12 protein-coding genes are annotated in these 16,845 nt (G+C 57.5%); 6 read left to right on the top strand and 6 right to left on the bottom strand.

Annotated elements, in window-relative coordinates; genetic code table 11:
- The first annotated feature begins 83 nt into the window (after positions 1 to 83).
- Positions 84 to 794 carry a polyphenol oxidase family protein gene (locus tag CBW22_RS04660; protein WP_088516133.1) on the top strand — a complete coding sequence of 237 codons (711 nt, stop codon included), beginning with the start codon at positions 84 to 86 and terminating at the stop codon, positions 792 to 794.
- 31 nt (positions 795 to 825) lie between these two features.
- Here the strand turns inward: CBW22_RS04660 and CBW22_RS04655 are convergent, their stop codons facing one another.
- The 4 genes from CBW22_RS04655 to CBW22_RS04640 form a co-directional block, all read right to left on the bottom strand.
- Positions 826 to 2,109, bottom strand: a complete 1,284-nt coding sequence (locus CBW22_RS04655; RefSeq protein ID WP_088516132.1) for a gluconate:H+ symporter — start codon at positions 2,107 to 2,109, stop codon at positions 826 to 828.
- Positions 2,110 to 2,188: 79 nt separating this feature from the next.
- Positions 2,189 to 2,953 carry a gluconate 5-dehydrogenase gene (idnO, locus tag CBW22_RS04650; RefSeq protein ID WP_088516131.1) on the bottom strand — a complete coding sequence of 255 codons (765 nt, stop codon included), beginning with the start codon at positions 2,951 to 2,953 and terminating at the stop codon, positions 2,189 to 2,191.
- A gap of 9 nt (positions 2,954 to 2,962) precedes the next feature.
- Positions 2,963 to 3,994, bottom strand: coding sequence for an L-idonate 5-dehydrogenase (gene idnD / locus CBW22_RS04645; RefSeq protein ID WP_058759837.1), 1,032 nt, complete (start codon positions 3,992 to 3,994; stop codon positions 2,963 to 2,965).
- 169 nt (positions 3,995 to 4,163) lie between these two features.
- Positions 4,164 to 4,865 carry a response regulator transcription factor gene (locus tag CBW22_RS04640; protein WP_058759838.1) on the bottom strand — a complete coding sequence of 234 codons (702 nt, stop codon included), beginning with the start codon at positions 4,863 to 4,865 and terminating at the stop codon, positions 4,164 to 4,166.
- 500 nt (positions 4,866 to 5,365) lie between these two features.
- Here CBW22_RS04640 and CBW22_RS04630 point away from each other — a divergent pair, with 500 nt between their 5' ends.
- The 3 genes from CBW22_RS04630 to CBW22_RS04620 all read left to right on the top strand — a co-directional run bounded on the left by CBW22_RS04630 (position 5,366) and on the right by CBW22_RS04620 (position 12,091).
- Entirely contained in the window at positions 5,366 to 9,043 is a 3,678-nt protein-coding gene (locus CBW22_RS04630) for an ATP-binding protein (protein WP_088516129.1), read from the top strand.
- Positions 9,044 to 9,142: 99 nt separating this feature from the next.
- On the top strand, positions 9,143 to 9,766 hold the full coding sequence (locus CBW22_RS04625) for a response regulator transcription factor (protein ID WP_021509694.1): 624 nt from the start codon (positions 9,143 to 9,145) through the stop codon (positions 9,764 to 9,766).
- 318 nt (positions 9,767 to 10,084) lie between these two features.
- Positions 10,085 to 12,091, top strand: a complete 2,007-nt coding sequence (locus CBW22_RS04620; protein WP_088516128.1) for an NADPH-dependent 2,4-dienoyl-CoA reductase — start codon at positions 10,085 to 10,087, stop codon at positions 12,089 to 12,091.
- Here the strand turns inward: CBW22_RS04620 and rlmG are convergent, their stop codons facing one another.
- Complete coding sequence (gene rlmG / locus CBW22_RS04615) at positions 12,092 to 13,210, bottom strand: 23S rRNA (guanine(1835)-N(2))-methyltransferase RlmG (protein WP_058771320.1); 1,119 nt, start codon at positions 13,208 to 13,210, stop codon at positions 12,092 to 12,094. It lies immediately after the preceding gene.
- A gap of 81 nt (positions 13,211 to 13,291) precedes the next feature.
- On the opposite strand from rlmG, the gene CBW22_RS04610 reads away from it, so the two are divergent.
- The gene (locus CBW22_RS04610) at positions 13,292 to 13,792 is read left to right on the top strand and encodes a M48 family metallopeptidase (protein ID WP_021509697.1); all 501 of its coding nucleotides are present in this window, start codon (positions 13,292 to 13,294) and stop codon (positions 13,790 to 13,792) included.
- On the opposite strand, the gene CBW22_RS04605 is transcribed toward CBW22_RS04610, so the two are convergent.
- On the bottom strand, positions 13,789 to 15,477 hold the full coding sequence (locus CBW22_RS04605) for a chloride channel protein (protein ID WP_088516141.1): 1,689 nt from the start codon (positions 15,475 to 15,477) through the stop codon (positions 13,789 to 13,791). The genes CBW22_RS04610 and CBW22_RS04605 overlap by 4 nt on opposite strands.
- A gap of 137 nt (positions 15,478 to 15,614) precedes the next feature.
- On the opposite strand from CBW22_RS04605, the gene CBW22_RS04600 reads away from it, so the two are divergent.
- A complete protein-coding gene (locus CBW22_RS04600; protein ID WP_088516127.1) occupies positions 15,615 to 16,601 on the top strand; it encodes a Gfo/Idh/MocA family protein in 987 nt (328 codons plus the stop codon).
- Positions 16,602 to 16,845 lie beyond the last annotated feature (244 nt).

Genomic DNA, 16,845 nt, shown 5'->3' with positions numbered 1-16,845 from the left:
AGTTTTTGTAAAGCTTTAAAAATGTAGCAGTTAACGTAAGCTGTGGGCAGAGGAAAACCGGGGTCAGGTCACAGGAGACACTTATGGATAATCGCGGGCCGCGCTCGGCGCTGCTGGAGAGTCAACGCTGGCTGGAGTATGCCTTTCAGCCTGCCGGTCAGCCGGCACCGGCCGCTGCGGCGTACGGACAGCAGCGGCACAGCGCAAAAGTGGTGCTGGCCGGGCAAAACCGGCCGCCGAAAAGTTGTGAATCCGATGGGGTGATCAGTGACGATCATCAGCCGGTTGCGGTTTACACCGCTGACTGTCTGCCGGTGCTGTTTGCCGATATGAAAACGCATCAGGTGGCGGCGGTACATGCCGGCTTGCAGGGTACGCTCGGCGGCGTGCTGAGCAGTGCCCTCGATCGGCTGCTGGCGGGTGGCGCGACGCCGGCATCCCTGCTGGTGGCGATCGGTCCGGCGATCGGCCCGTGCTGCTACGAGCTGGGCGTTGATCGCATCGCACAGATGCAGCAGCGCCCGGACCTGCCGGCGCTAAGCTGGTCACAGCAACAGCCGCATAATCCGCAGGCAATCCGACCTCAGGCACAGGCGCATCATCAGGGAGTATGGTTTGATTTGCCTCAGCTGGCGCAGGACCTGCTGTTACAACGTGGCATCCCGGCGGCGCAGATTGATCGCGTAGCGGTGTGTACTTATTGCATGGCGGAGGCGGGTTCGAGCTATCGCTATAACACCCATTTTGACAGCGGCTATCAGTCACGTTTCTCGTGGATTCGCCGCCGCGCGTAAGCACGCTTCACCTCCCTGTGAAGCGCAGGCCTTAGTGAATGATGGCGTTGAGCGCCAGCACACCGGCGAGGCCGAGGATGGAGATCAGCGTTTCCATTACCGTCCAGGTTTTCAGGGTTTCAACCACGCTCAGGTTGAAATAGCCTTTGAACAGCCAGAAACCCGGATCGTTCACGTGCGAGGCGATCACGCTGCCTGAACCGACCGCCAGCACCATCAGCGCCGGATCGGTATGGGTAGCGGCAATGATCGGCGTCACGATGCCGGCGGTAGTGATCGCCGCGACGGTGGCCGATCCCAGCGCGATGCGCAGCATTGCCGCCACCGTCCAGCACATCAGCAGCGGTGACAGCGACGATCCTTTCATCAGATCGGCGATATAGTTACCGACACCGCTATCCACCAGCACCTGCTTAAAGGCGCCGCCGCCGGCAATGATAAAGACGATCATGGCGATGGCGGCAATCGAATCGCCACACATATCCATCACCTGCTCCATTTTGCGCCCGTTGCGCAGACCCAAGGTAAACACCGCAATCACCACGGCGATAAACAGCGCCACCGCCGGGTTGCCGATAAATTCAAAGAACTGGCGCAGCGCATTCTCTTTCGGCATCGTCAGTTCGCAAACTGCCGCAATCGCCATCAGAACCACCGGAATCACCGCGGCAAAGATGCTGATAAAGAAGCCCGGCATCTCCTCTTCAGTGAAGATTTTAGGGTTATACAACCCTTCCGGCGGCGACTTTTCGAAGCTTTTGAGGAATTTTGAGAAGATCGGGCCGGCAATGATCACCGTCGGGATGGTAATGATTAAGCCGTACAGCAGCGTGGTGCCGAGATTGGCACCAAAGATGGTGGCAATGGCGGTTGGGCCGGGATGCGGCGGCAGGAAGCAGTGCGTCACCGACAGCGCTGCCACCATCGGCACGCCGACGTACAGCAGCGGCAGCAACAGCACAAAACCGACTTCATAGAACATCGCCAGACCGACGATCAGTCCGGTGACCACCAGCGCCCACTGCAGCCGCTGTTTACCGAACGCGGCAATCAGCGTGGTGGCCACCCGCTGGGCAGCGCCGGTATCGGACACCAGCCGCCCGAGCATGGCACCAAAGCCGAGGATCATCGCCAGGCCGCCGAGCGTGGAACCAATACCTTTCTGAATCGAGGCCATCACATTGAGCGGCGTCATGCCTTCGGCGATACCTACCACCGCCGAGACAAACACCAACGCAATGAAGCCGTTGACCTTGAAGACAATCATCAGAACCAGCAGCAGTATCACACCCAGCACAATTATGGTTATTGGCATTTTTTATTATCCTTAGGAAGACAGAGGGGTGTTTAAGGTTTAGGCGCGCGCCGGCAATTACGCCAGCCGCGCCACGGCATTACACGGCGACGCGCATACCGCCATCAACAAACAGCAGATGGCCATTGACGAAATCAGATGCGCCCGACGCCAGGAACACCGCCGCGCCAATCAGCTCTTCCGGCTTGCCCCAGCGCGCAGCTGGCGTACGTTTGGTCAGCCAGCCGGTGAAGGCCGGATCGTCAGCCAGCGTCTGGGTCATCTCGGTGACGAAATAGCCCGGCGCAATGGCGTTAACCTGAATATTGTGGCGCGCCAGCTCCACGCACATGCCGCGCGTCAGCATGGTGACCGCGCCCTTGGAGGCGGCATACGGCGTGATGGTGTCGCGGCCCAGTTCGCTCTGCATCGAGCCGATGTTGATGATTTTTCCGCGCTGACGCTGCACCATTCTTTTCGCCACGGTTTGTGACACCAGAAACACCGCTGTCTGGTTGACGGCAATCACGTCGTTCCAGTCCTGCTCGGGAAACTCGAGAAACGGCCGGCGGCGCTGAATGCCGGCATTGTTCACCAGGATATCAATCGCGCCCCACTGACTTTCAATCTCCTCCACCGCCTGCTGAACCTGCGCCGACTGCGTGACGTCAAAAGCCTTCGCCCGCGCTTGATATCCCAGCTCGCGCAGTTTCGCCGCGCCCTGCTCTGCGCCGCCCTCGGTGGTGGCGTTGATGATCACTTCCGCCCCCGCCTCCGCCAGACCGCGCGCCAGCAGAAAACCGATGCCGCGCGCCGAACCGGTGAGCAGCACACGCTTGCCCGCCAGAGAAAATAGCTGACTCATACTGACTCCTTAAAACGTTAACTGGACTTTCGCCGCCCGGGTTTTATCTCCGGCAAACTGCAGCGCCGCGTCGATATCCTGTAAGTCATACTCGCCGCTGAACAGCGGCAGCGGATTGACCACGCCGCGTGCCAGCCAGTCAACCGCCGTGTTGAATTCGTGGGTGAAACGGAACGAACCGACCAGATTGATCTCTTTGGCGATCAGCGTCATCAGCGGGAAATCCGGAATGGTGCCGCCCATGCCAACCTGTACCAGCGTGCCTTTGGCGCATACCACGTCGAGACAGCGCTGCAGCGAAGACGGATGGCCGGAAGCCTCGAAAGCGACATCGAAAAAGCCTTTATCTGCAAGGTATGGCGTGAAATCACCGTCAGCAGCGTGGATCACCCCGGTCGCACCCATCTGCTGGGCCAGGCTGAGCGAGCGTTCGCTGATATCGCTGCAAATAATCTCCGCGGCTCCGCGGGCTTTGGCAGCGGCGGCAATCAGACAGCCAATCGGCCCGACGCCGGAAATGAACACGGTTTTGCCGCTCAGATCGCCCGCCTGCTGCGTGGCGTGGATGCACACGGCCAGCGGTTCAGCAAACACCATTACGCTGTCATCGGCCTCCTGCGGAAACGGCACGCACTGCGCGCTATCGACCACTTTGTATTGCGTGAAGCCGCCATCCACGTGTGGCAGATACATGGCGCTGCCGAAAAAGCGCATTGAGGTGCACTGATTTTGCTGCTCGCGCAGGCAGTATTTACAGCTGCCGCACGGCTTTGAGGGATTGACCGCCACTTTTTGATTGGGCTGGAGCTGCGGATCGTCGCTCTCCACCACGTAGCCGATCACTTCATGGCCGAGGATCATCGGCATCTTCACTTCGAAGCTGCCGACTTTACCTTCCTGATAGTAGTGCAGATCGGACCCGCAGATGCCGCCGCGCGTGATGCGCACCAGCGTGCCGGTGCCGTCCCACTGCACCTGCTGCTGTGCGACGCTGACCTGTTTTTTGCCGGTAATGACGCAGGATTGCGTTTCAATGTTCATCGTAGCCCCTTCAGTGCTGTAGCAATGGGGGCTATCACAGCGGGATACGGCCGGCGAAACTGTGACGAACATCACTCAAAGCGATGTTACAAAACGGCTGTTACCGGGAACGTGATGCAGAGAGGCGGAAAAGCAGACGGCGGCCATCCCTGACCGCCTTAAAGAAGGATTAGCTACCCGACATCAGGTCGTGGCTGTATTTGAACAATTCCGAATCCGAGCGCAGGCCGAGCTTTTTCAGCGCCGACTGCTTTTGTCCGCTCACGGTTTTGCGGCTGCGTTTAAACTTCACGGCAATTTGCGACACGCTGAGCCCATCCAGAAAACAGCGCACCACTTCTACTTCGCGCGGACTGAGGGTTTTGACCTTCTCATACATATTGCCTTTGCTGGAGAGATCGAGGTTTTCGTTGATGGCGTCTTCATTCATCACGTAGAGGTTTTCCACCTCGTACGCCACTTCCTGCGACAGGAATAGCCGCCCCTGCGCCACCTGACGAATTGCCTGGACGATCTCCTGCATATTGTGGCTTTTTCCAATAAAACCCTTAACGCCGGCGCTCAGCACCATTTTGACAATCGCCGGACTCTCCATGGACGATGAGATCAAAATCTTTTGCTGCGGATAGTGATTTCGCAGCTGTTTCACCAGGGCCAGGCCATCCAGTTCCCGCTCGCCCAGCAAAAAATCCAGCACCAGCACATCTACCGTGGTGCTGCGCAGCTGACTAAACAGTTCATTACTTGAAGACCAGGTCCCGACCAGATGAATATCGGGTTCGTGTTTCAGGCATAACTCGAAAACGGTACGAACCATCGGGTGATCATCAAGGACAGCGACACGCACCTGTTTATTATGTGCATATACCATTCTTTTATTCCTTTATTACAGTCTCAATTTTGTCCAGTACTGATAACCACACCAGTGAAAATGACCTGAAAGTATGCGCTGACCGCTGCCGGGAATATCGCCTGCAACGGTTTAAACCAAACGTCACCAGGTTAACAAAAATTAGAATATTGCTTACGCGTTTAACTTATTACCGCTATTTAAAAGGTAGTTTTACCGGATGAATGGACAGCAGCGGTGAGCGGCCCCGGAAAAACTGCGAAAATTCTGACGTAACTCTGCGAAAGGACCACATAAGAATTGTCTTGAAAGGTCATTTTATGGATAAACCGTTGAAATTTTTGAAAACAAAGCAAAAGCAATATCTAAAAAAATCCGCGAATGTTAATAATAAGTTAAACATTCGAGAATGGTCGCAAAATATCCTTAATGCGGCATTAGATCAGGCAGGCGGGAAAAATCTCTTTATACTCCGTTTCCCTTATCGGCATTAATGACTTTATTTTCTTCAGGAACGCACGGTGTTTAATCCTGTTAATTTCATCCGTCTGGCGGGCGTGGTCCTGTTTATTTTTTTTGCCGGCGCGCTGCAGGCGCAGGTCAAACCGTTGCAGCTTTTAGCGCGTTACGACACCGCCCAGCCCGCGCTGCAGCTGGCGGAGCCCATCTCGTCTGCCTTTCGAAATAAAGTGATTAAAGTCGCGGTGGCCGGTAAAGCACAGCCACCGATATATATGGATACCGATACGCGCCGCTTCGAAGGCCTGAGCGCCGACTACCTGTCGCTGATTCAAAGTATGCTGGAGACCAGCATTGAGCTTTATCACTTCCCCAGTCATAGCGCCGCGCAGCAGGCGGTGCTGAAAGGCGAAATGCATATGCTGGCGATTTACGTCGCCCAGCCGTCGTCACAGTCGCAGCCGCTGCTGGCCAGCGCCCCGTGGATGCTGGATTACAGCGTGATGGGGCTGAAGACCGACAGCGACCTTTTTCTCAATAACGGCATGCCCGAGCAAATCGCCTGGTCAGGCACGCCGCTGCAGCGCCAGTACCTGGAAGAGACATACGAAAACGCGCAGCTGGTGCGTTTCCCGGGCTACTATGATGCCGTCGCTGCCACCGTTTATGGTCAGACGGCGCGCGTCTGGGGAAACGCGGCAACGCTGACGCACCTTAATCGCTATCTGTTTGCCAACGCGCTCACTATTCTGGCCGACGAGCATACAATTCCGCTCAACGTCGGTTTCGGCATCAGTCCGCTATATCCTGCGCTGGCCGACGCCATCAACCAGGCGCTGCCGCAGATTCCGCTGTCTATCCGCATGCAGATTGCCAAACGCTGGCAGCTCGATCCCCATCATGTACTGCAACGTAATCCGCTGGCGCTGACCGCCGACGAAGAGCAGTGGCTGCAAAACAACATACACATCGAGACCACCTTGCCGCTGGCGCAGGCACCGCTCAGCAGCCGGACGCCGGCAGAGCAGTTTCGCGGCATGGCGCCGGACGTGCTGGAGCTGATCACCAGCCAGACCGGCCTGAATTTTGTGGCGCACGCCAGCCATGAACAACCCGGTGGACGTCCACTGCCAAAGCTGTTTCCGCTGGAAATTCTGGAGCCACAGTTCGAAGCACAACCGGCTCTGATTACGCGTCCGTGGCTGGTTTCGCATTGGGTGATCATCCGCAATCAGCAGCCGGGAAACATTATGGCGCGCGACACCTTTCCGTTTGGTTCGGCGCTGATGCTAAAAAATCCGCTAATGAAAAGCTGGCTGCAGGAGCACTATCCGCACCTGTCGGTCAGCGATACCGATCGTCCGCTGGATGCGCTGCGCCAGTTGCTGGCGCGCAAGGTTGATGCGGTGATCGTGCCGAAAATTTTTGCCGACTACCATCTGCGCAACCATTTTGGCAGCGGGCTGATCGTCGAGGGTACGCTGGGCGCCGATCCCGCACGCTTTGTGATGCGCGTTGAGCCCGGCAATGAGACGCTGATCAGTATTCTCGATAAAGCGCTGCTGGCCATCCCGCCGGAAACCCTGTTTAAGCTGATGGCGCAGTGGCGCCAGGCGGAACCACCGTTTCTCAGCAGCTCGTGGCAGAATTACAAGCAAACGATTCTGCTGATCGTTTCGGTATCGCTGGGATTGATTCTGTTGATCCTGCTGTGGAACCACCATCTGCGCAAAGTGATTCAGCAGCGTATGCAGGCAGAGAATGCGCTGAAAAATCAGCTCAATTTTACCCACACGCTGTTTAATGACTCGCCGGTGGCGATGTACATCCGCGATAAGCAAACGCGGCTGGTGGATTGTAATAATGCCTATCTGCGCTTTTTGCACATCAAACGCGACGAGGTAATCGGCAAACGACTGTCGGACGTATTCAACACCAATAACGCCAGCATTCACACCATCGAAGATGGTTATCAGCAGACATTGCTTGATGGTGAAGCGGTAATGCGCGACGTCCAGCTGATGTTTGGCCAGCAGGCCTTCCATCTGTATCACTGGACGCTGCCGTTTCGCGATCGGCTGGGGGAAGTTGCCGGGGTGATAGGCGGCTGGGTCGATGTTACCGAGCGTAACGCGCTGCTGCAGGAGCTGCAGCTGGCCAAGGACACCGCAGACAAAGCCAACCGCTCCAAAAGTGAGTTTCTCGCCAGCATGAGTCATGAGATCCGCACGCCGCTGCACGCCATCATTGGATTGCTGGAGCTGGAAACCCGCTCGCAGCCGTGTGAGACGCTGTCCGAAAATATTCGCGTCGCCTACAGCTCGGCGCGTGCGCTGCTGTCGCTGATCGGCGATATCCTCGATCTGTCAAAGATCGAATCTGGCCAGTATCAACCCACGCCGGAAACCGTCTACCTGCCGGATGTGATCGATCAGGCGGTGACGCTGTTTCGCAACAAGGCCGAAAGCAAAGGGATCGATCTGCGCGTAGAAATGGACATCGCGGCCTACTGGGTACAAACCGATCCGCTGATGATCAACCAGATCCTGTCTAACCTGTTGAGTAACGCCATTAAATTTACCGATCGCGGCAGCGTAACCGTGGTGCTGATGCAGGGGATTGGCCAGGAAGAAGAAGGTTGTGAGTTCGTCATAGAAGTGAGCGATGACGGCTGCGGCATGACCGAAGAGCAGCAGCAGGCGATCTTTGAGCCGTTTGTCCAGGTCGGTGAACGTCAGCAGCAGCAGATTGGCACCGGTCTTGGCCTGAGCATCTGCCGTAATCTGGCAGAGCTGCTGGATGGCGAACTGATTGTGGAGAGTACGCCAGGTGAAGGATCGGTGTTCTCCTTCTACTTCCGCGCGCCGGCCGGCGAACCGCGCGATCAAACCCAACCGCATCTGTCACAGCCGCTGGTCACCGACAAGCTGTCGGTGCTGGTGATTGATGATCATGCGCCTAATCGCCTGCTGCTGGGTAAACAGCTGGAGCTGGCGGGCCATCAGGTGGTGGTGAGCGAAAGCGCCGTCGAAGCGCTGAAGCTGTGGCAGCAGGATCCGCTGCGCTTTGACCTGATCATTACCGACTGCAATATGCCCGGCATGAACGGATTTGAATTTGCCCAGGCGCTGCGCCAGCATGAACGCCACCATCATCTGCCGCCGATCACGCTATACGGCCTGACCGCCTCCGCCGAGCAGCACATCATGCAGCGCTGCCTGCAGGCTGGCATGAACGACTGTCTGTTCAAGCCGCTGAATCTGGATACGTTGCTGGCGCAAATCACCCACTGTCCGCGCCGCACGCCAAACGCGCCTGACAGCGAGGCTGCCGCCGGCGTGACCGGGCAACCTGCTGCTGACATCCCCGCTGCCGCGCTGCCGGCCCCTGCGGCGGTTCCGACTTTTGCGCCGCTGCTGATGCAACTGGCTGAGCGCGATCCTGCCAGCTGCACCACCCTGCTGGAAAGTATTCGCACCAGCCACGATGAATTGCTGGCGGCGCTGCAGCAAACCACTGATGCTCACGCGCTGTCACAGCTTGGCCATAAGCTGAAAGGCGGTGCCAGCATTCTTAACGCCAGCGCGCTGATGGAGCTGGGGCGCAAGCTGGAGAAACACCAGCAGGAAGGACACGATGTCGCGCAGCTGATTGCCGCGATCGCGTGCGAGATAAACACCGTCAATGAAACATTAATTATCTTTGAACAATATCGGCTGAAAAATCAGCAGGTTTTATAAAAACATAATCTTATCAAGACATTTCTCGGTTCGCCGGGATAAGCCGCCAGACATAATGTCCGCCAGCGCCATCATGTCGGTGTCGTAAAAGGGAGATCTATGTTTAATGCAAAAATTCTCATCGTTGATGAGCATCGCCTTGTTGCGGCTGGGGTGCAGGCTTTATTATTAATGAATGGCTTTAATTGTGTCACTACAGCAAACACAATTAATGATGGTATTGACGATGTTATTCATCAGCACATCGACATCCTGATTTTAGATCCTGATTTCAAAGAGAAAAATGGCATCGCCTTTTTACGCGATATCGTAAAATCTAAAACCTGGATGAAAGTCATTCTGCTCAGTCAGAGCAGTAACAATCACCTGCTTATACAATCACTTAGTCAGGGCGCTAACGGTTTCGTGTCGAAATACGATCCGATTCAGACGCTGATCGCCGCCATTGGCTGCGTATTTAACAATGTAAATTATCTGCCCGGCGATATTCTTGACCGGCGCCAGCGCTATGTTAATGAACAGGATATGCTGTCGCGCCTGACCGAGCGGGAAACGCTTATTTTACGTCAGCTGGCGCAGGGAAAATCCAATAAAATCATTGCCTGTGAATTAGGATTAAATAACAAAACTATCAGTACTTATAAAACTAAAATTTTTCAAAAGCTCGAATCAAAGAATCTGGTCGATATTATCGAACTGGCACGGCGAAACGGTGCCTGCTGAAGCCAAAATCAAGACCAGTCTTGCGGATTAATTCGACTGAGGCATGGCATCATCACCTCGTCCTCACCCGGGATTGTTATAGAGATTGAGTCATACAGGAATTTATAACCACAGAGCTAATTTATTAGCCCAATCTTCATGCCATTACAGGGCGCGCAGGTTTCTTCCCGTGCCTGGCGAAAGTGGTCCGATACTTTCGTCTGCGACTTGCCGCCCTGCTTTTTTTTGATGTTTCTCACAGGCTGAGCGCCGCAAATTTCCAGCCCGCACTTTTCCCGCTAGAGTTCACTCATCCGACCACTCACTGAGTAAGTGATCATGACTGAGCGTTATCCGCATCTGTTTGCCCCGCTGGATCTGGGCTTTACGCAACTGAAAAACCGTTTCCTGATGGGCTCAATGCACACCGGTCTGGAAGAGCATGCCGATGGCGCTCAGCGCCTCGCTGCCTTCTACGCCGAGCGCGCCCGGGAAGGCGTTGCGCTGATTGTGACCGGCGGCATCGCGCCCAATGCGCAGGGCGTGGTGGCGCAGGGCGGAGCCATGCTCACAGACGAAACCCAGTGCGGCTGGCACCGCCAGATAACCGATGCGGTACATGCACAAGGGGGCAAAATTGCGCTGCAGATCCTGCACGCCGGACGTTACAGTTATCAGCGCGATCTGGTGGCGCCCTCGGCGCTACAGGCGCCCATCAACCCGTTTACACCGCAGGCACTGAGCGAAGCGCAGATTGAACAAACCATCGCGGATTTCGCGCGCTGCGCCCGGCTGGCGCAGCAGGCCGGTTACGACGGTGTCGAAATCATGGGTTCCGAAGGCTACCTGATTAATCAGTTCCTGGTCGTCCATACCAATCAGCGCGACGACGGCTGGGGCGGTGATGTGGCGCGGCGGCAGCGCTTTGCACTGGAAGTGACGCAGGCGGTGCGCGCCGCCGTCGGTGATGCCTTTATTATTATTTTTCGCCTGTCGATGCTCGACCTGGTGAATAACGGCAGCTCGCTGCAGGAGACGCTGCAGCTTGCCACGGCGCTGGAGCAGCGCGGCGTGACGCTGTTCAACAGCGGCATTGGCTGGCATGAAGCGCGCATTCCCACCATTGCCACCTGCGTGCCGCGCGCCGGTTTCGCCTGGGTCACGCAGCATCTGCGCCAGCACGTCAGCGTACCGGTTATCGCCACCAACCGTATTAATCATCCCCAGGTGGCGGAAGAGATTGTGCGCGACGGTATTGCCGACATGGTGTCGATGGCGCGGCCATTTCTTGCCGATGCCGCGTTTGTCAGCAAAGCGCAGGCGGGCCAGCCCGACGCCATCAATACCTGCATCGCCTGTAATCAGGCCTGCCTCGATCAAATCTTTGCCGGCAAGGTCACTTCCTGCCTGGTCAATCCGCGCGCCTGTCACGAAACGCTGATGCCGGTCATCGCCGCCGCGCAGCCAAAACGGCTGGCGGTGGTAGGTGCCGGTCCGGCCGGTATGGCGTTCGCGCTGCAGGCGGCGCAGCGCGGCCATCACGTCACCCTGTACGAAGCCGATGCGCAGATTGGCGGCCAGTTTAATATCGCCCGCCAGATCCCCGGTAAGGCGGAGTTCAGCGAAACGCTGCGCTATTTCCGCCATCAGCTGGCAGCCGCAGGCGTTGAGCTGTGCCTGAATCATCGCGTCAGCGCCGACGAACTGGAACAGGTGGATGAAGTTATCATCGCGACCGGCATCACACCGCGCCAGCTGGCGATTCCGGGCATCGATCACCCCAGCGTGCTGAGCTATCTCGAAGTGATACGCGACAAAAAACCGGTTGGCCAGCGCGTGGCGATTATCGGTGCCGGCGGCATTGGTTTTGACACTGCGGAGTTTCTGCTGCAGCACGCCGATCGCGAGGAAGACTTCTACCAAAGCTGGGGCATCGATCGCAGCCTGCAGGCGCGCGGCGGTTTAGTGTGTCCACAGCCGGCTCCTGCCGAACGCCAGATCTGGCTGCTGCAGCGTAAATCCGGCAAACCGGGCGCCGGGCTGGCGAAAACCACCGGCTGGATCCATCGCGCCAGCCTGCAGGCGCACGGCGTGCAGATGTGGGGCGATGTCGAGTATCTGAAGATTGATAATGACGGGCTGCACCTGCGCCATCAGGGGGAAGCGCTGACGCTGGCGGTAGATAACATCGTGATTTGCGCCGGTCAGGAACCGCTGCGTACGCTGGCGCAGGCGCTGACCGCACGCGGCAAAGCCGTGCGGCTGATCGGCGGCGCCGACGTCGCGCAGGAGCTGGATGCACGGCGCGCCATTGCTCAGGCCACTGAGCTGGCGCTCAGCCTGTGATTAACGCAGCTTGACCGAACGCAGCACCACAAATTTGGCGTTAGAGGCCACCAGCTCGCAGTTGCCAAACAGCTTCTTCATTTTCTGATGATAGCCAAGGTGGCGGTTGCCGACGATGCGCAGCTCGCCGCCATACTGCAGGCAGCGTTTGGCGTCACGCAGCATCTGCCACGCCAGGTGGTCGGTCACCGCGTGCTGCTGATGGAACGGCGGATTGCACAGCACCGCATGCAGTCGGTCCGACGGAAAACCGCTCAGCACGTTGTTAACCCGAAACTGGCAGCGTGCCAGATCCTGTGGCCGGTTCAGCTCAACGTTGAGCTGGCTGGAAGCCACCGCCATGTAAGATTCATCGACGAACAGCACCTCAGCCTGCGGATTCTGTTCCAGCGCCTGCAGGCCGATCACGCCGTTACCGCAGCCGAGATCGACGATTTCGCCCTCAATATCGTGCGGCAGGTGTTGCAGAAAGAAGCGCGCGCCAATATCCAGCGCGGCACGGGCGAACACATTGGCGTGGTTGTGGATGTGATACGGCGTCTCGTCGAGCGGCCACACGGTGGTCGCCGGCACGTCCGCCAGCGCCGGGGCGCTGAAATGGCTGTAAATCAGACGCGCTTTTTTCCACGCCAGCGAAGTTTTGCTCTCACCAAGAATGCGTTCAAACAGCTGCAGCGTGGAATTGTGGATATCTTTGGCTTTACCGGCCGCCAGAATCAGGGTATCCGGCGTGACGACCGTCCGCAGCGCGCGCAGCTGGTGCTCAAGCAGCGCCAGCGCTTTGGGCAGCTTAATCAGTACCGCCGCCGGGGCAGCCGGCAACGGCGCCAGGCTATCAAGAAAGTGTACCGACGCTTCATCCAGACCGTTGAGACGCAGATTCTGCCGGGCGGCCTGCTGGCTGAGCCACGAGTCGCTGACGTGCCAGATTTCCCGATCGTTCAGCCCGCAGGTCAGCGCGCCAAAGCTGTCATTGAATACCAGCACAGGACCTGCCGGCAGCGCCTGCTGCAGCAAATATTCATCTGCGGCGTCCCACGCCTGTAGCGGGCTCTCTTCGCGCATCGGCGGGAAGCGCTGAAGCGTCAGCGTGCGATCGGTCAGTTCAAGTTGGCTCATGGAATCTCCGGCATGGTACACTTTGCGCGATTTTCGCCCTGAAAAGGGGGCGCAGTATACTGTCTTTCGTCGGGAATCCCAATGTCATTAATCTATCTGCAGGGTTACCCTGAAAACATCCTCGAACAGGTGCAAGTGCTGATTGATAATCAGCGATTAGCCGCCTTTTTGCAGCAGCGCTATCCCGATACGCATGACGTCGTCAGTGACCGCGCGCTCTATGACTACACGCAGGCGCTGAAAAACCGCTATATGCGCAGCGCGCCGCCGGTGAGCAAGGTCATCTGGGATAATAAAATCAAAGTGATGAAGCATGCACTTGGCCTGCATACCGCCATTTCCCGCGTGCAGGGCGGTAACCTGAAAGCCAAGGCCGAAATTCGCATCTCGACCTTTTTCCGCCTCGCGCCGGAACCCTTTCTGCGCATGATCGTGGTGCACGAACTGGCGCACCTGAAAGAGAAAGATCACAGCAAAGCCTTTTATCAGCTGTGCTGCCACATGGAGCCGGACTACCACCAGCTGGAGTTCGACGCGCGCCTGTGGATGACCGAACAGGCGCTGCGCGGCAACGCAGCCTAAAGAAACTCCTGCGCTTTCTGAATCAGACTGGTTTTGGTCAATGCGCCAAGGAAGCGACGCTCCTGCGCATTATTCAGCACCGGTAAACGCTCCAGCGTCACGCGCGCAAACGCCTCCCAGCCTTCACGCATGCTCTGGTGCTGGTAAATGCAGGGGAAATTATCATCCATCACGCTGCTGACCGGCGAATCCAGCGTGATCTCCTGTGCCAGCACTTTGCGCGAAATGTCATGAATTGATACTACGCCAAGAAACTGACCGGCCTGATTAATGACGTAGACGTAGCGCTCGCGCTTGAGCGAACTCACCGCCAGCGCCTGCCCGACCGATTCCGCCGGCTGCAGCGCCGCGCCGGGGATGATCAGCTGATCAACCCGCATATTATCAAAATCATATTTCGCTTCTGAGCGATTAAGGTGATGGCTTACCACCGGATAGGTGCTGGCGGACTGCAGCCGGTAGACCAGCATTGACGCCAGCACCGAGGCGATCATCAATGGGAACAGCAGGCTGCTGTTGAGCGTCATCTCCAGCACCATCAGCATCGCCATCAGCGGCGCCTGACTGACCGCCGCCAGCACCGCCGCCATGCCCACCGCCGCATACAGCAGCGTATTGCCCACCGGCAGATGCAGCAGCACGCCAGTCTGTGCCAGCGCCACGCCGAGCAGCGCACCAATCAATAATGAGGGCGTGAACAGGCCACCTACCGCGTTGGAGCCAACCGAGAGCGTGGTCGCCAGCATTTTCAGCACCAGCAGGCCGAGCAGACCCGCCAGCAGATAGTTGCCTTCAATGATTTTCACGATCACTTCATAGCCGTTACCGAGAATATCGGTGGAGATCAGCGCCAGTAAGCCAACCGCAAAGCCGCCTGCGCCTAGCCTGAGCGGCAGCGAGCGCACGCGGCTGAACAACGCTTTGCTGCGCGCAATCAGCTTGATCAATAGCCAGCCCGCCACACCCGCAGCAAACCCAACGATTACCGTCATCAGCAGGCTGGTGAGATCCATTTGAAACAGCGTGTCGGAGAGCGGATAAAGCGCGCTGCGAAAGCCCAGTGACCACATGGTCATCACCGCCACTGCCGAGGCGATAATCAGCGGAATCAGCCGCTGTAGCGCAGAGATACCAAACGCAATTTCCGCGACAAAAATCGCCGACGCCAGCGGGGCGTGATACACCGACGACAGACCGGCGGCGGCCGCCATCGCGACGATGTCACTGTTGCGCATATTGAGGGACGCTGGCAGCCAGCGCCCCAGCAGGCTGCCGCTCAGCGCCGACAGCTGCACCATCGGCCCCTCTTTACCAATCGACGCCCCGCTGCCGATACTGGCAATCGACGACAGCGCGCGAAACAGCGAGGTTTTGGTGGGCACCGCATCCAGCCGCGCGTTAATCACTTCAAGGTAATCGGTTTTCACCGTCTCCTGCTGCTCAATCGCCACCGCGTAGCGCAGGAACCAGCCGGCCAGCAGCCCGCCCGCCCCCACCAGTAGCGGCCAGAAGATCCACGGCCAGACGTGCATCGCGACCGTGATTTCGCTGTCGCTGTGAAACAGCAAATGATTGATGAGATCGATGATGCCGCGAAACGCCAGCGTGACCAGCGAGGCCACCAGGCCCACCGGAATGGCGATCAGCAGTGTGGTCCAGTTCAGTGCGTGTTTGCTTCCGCTCACCCGGCGTCCCCGCATGTCGGTTAAAAAAGGGTTTGGCATCATCATATTGGAATGCGGATCGCAGGATCAAATTTCGCCTGCCTGCGCCGCCAGGGAACATGCTACTCTGCCGCTTTCAGAGTGCAGGAGAACTAGCCGTGATACGTTTTGCCATTGTGGGAACCAACTGGATTACCCGCCAGTTTATCGACGCCGCGCACGAGAGCGGCAAAATGAAACTGAGCGCCGTCTATTCACGCAGCCAGCAGCAGGCCGACGCCTTTGTCGCGGATTATCCCTGTCCGCTGACCTTTACCTCACTGGAGGCGCTGGCGGCAAGTGCGGAAATCGACGCGGTGTATATCGCCAGCCCCAATGCGCTGCACTGTGAGCAGGCGCTGCTGTTCATGTCGCACGGCAAACACGTCATCTGCGAAAAACCGCTGGCTTCTAACCTGCGTGAAGCTGAGGCGATGATTGCCTGTGCGCGTCAGCATCAGGTGGTGCTGTTTGAGGCGTTCAAAACCGCCAGTCTGCCGACGTTCCTGCGCCTGCAACAGGCGCTGCCGCAGCTGGGTACACTGCGCAAAGCGCTGTTCAACTACTGTCAGTACTCGTCACGCTATCAGCGCTATCTCGACGGTGAGAACCCGAATACCTTTAACCCGCGCTGGTCCAACGGTTCGATCATGGATATCGGCTACTACTGCCTCGCCGCTGCCGTTACCCTGTGGGGCGCGCCGCAGCAGGTTAAAGCTGAGGCCTCGCTGCTGGCAAGCGGCGTCGATGCGCACGGCGTGGTAGTAATGGACTACGGCGATTTCGACGTCACGCTGCTGCACTCGAAAGTCAGTGATTCCCTGATTCCCAGCGAAATCCAGGGCGAAGCCGGCTCGCTGGTGATAGAGAAAATTTCCGAGTGCCAGCAGCTGCGTCTGATTCCGCGCGGCGGCGAGAGCCAGAACCTGACGCAGCCACAGCACATCAATACTATGCTGTATGAAGCAGAGACCTTTGCTAGGCTGGTGGAAACGCGCCAGGTTGAGCACTCTGCGCTGGAGGTGTCACGCATTACCGCCCGGTTGCTGACAGAGATTCGTCGCCAGACCGGCGTGGTGTTTCCGGCGGATCGGAAAGAAGTGTAAATATTGCAAAATATTACAGCTCCCCCATTGAATCTGCTCGCGGTTGCACGTATGTTGGCCGCAGCAAAGGGGAGTAACTTGTAAGCTGACCGATCGTCATTACGATGCGTAGCGCATCCGGTCGTCAGGCAACCCGGAATTGATTCTGTGTTGTAAGTGAGACCTTGCCGGAAGGCGAGGTTTGCTTGCAGCTCTATAAAGCGGCTGACGTCTTCTGACTCAGCCGTTTTTTCATTTTCAGGAC

Source organism: Pantoea sp. VS1, from assembly GCF_002207995.1.
Lineage (GTDB): Bacteria > Pseudomonadota > Gammaproteobacteria > Enterobacterales > Enterobacteriaceae > Pantoea > Pantoea dispersa.
Note: the sequence above shows the minus strand (reverse complement) of the source record. Positions and strands in the feature narration are given on the sequence as shown.

Excerpts from the sequence above, each read along its gene's own strand:
- CBW22_RS04660 (WP_088516133.1), top strand. The coding sequence starts at position 84 with ATGGATAATCGCGGGCCGCGCTCGGCGCTGCTGGAGAGTCAACGCTGG.
- CBW22_RS04655 (WP_088516132.1), bottom strand. The coding sequence starts at position 2,109 with ATGCCAATAACCATAATTGTGCTGGGTGTGATACTGCTGCTGGTTCTG.
- idnO (WP_088516131.1), bottom strand. The coding sequence starts at position 2,953 with ATGAGTCAGCTATTTTCTCTGGCGGGCAAGCGTGTGCTGCTCACCGGT.
- idnD (WP_058759837.1), bottom strand. The coding sequence starts at position 3,994 with ATGAACATTGAAACGCAATCCTGCGTCATTACCGGCAAAAAACAGGTC.
- CBW22_RS04640 (WP_058759838.1), bottom strand. The coding sequence starts at position 4,865 with ATGGTATATGCACATAATAAACAGGTGCGTGTCGCTGTCCTTGATGAT.
- CBW22_RS04625 (WP_021509694.1), top strand. The coding sequence starts at position 9,143 with ATGTTTAATGCAAAAATTCTCATCGTTGATGAGCATCGCCTTGTTGCG.
- CBW22_RS04620 (WP_088516128.1), top strand. The coding sequence starts at position 10,085 with ATGACTGAGCGTTATCCGCATCTGTTTGCCCCGCTGGATCTGGGCTTT.
- rlmG (WP_058771320.1), bottom strand. The coding sequence starts at position 13,210 with ATGAGCCAACTTGAACTGACCGATCGCACGCTGACGCTTCAGCGCTTC.
- CBW22_RS04610 (WP_021509697.1), top strand. The coding sequence starts at position 13,292 with ATGTCATTAATCTATCTGCAGGGTTACCCTGAAAACATCCTCGAACAG.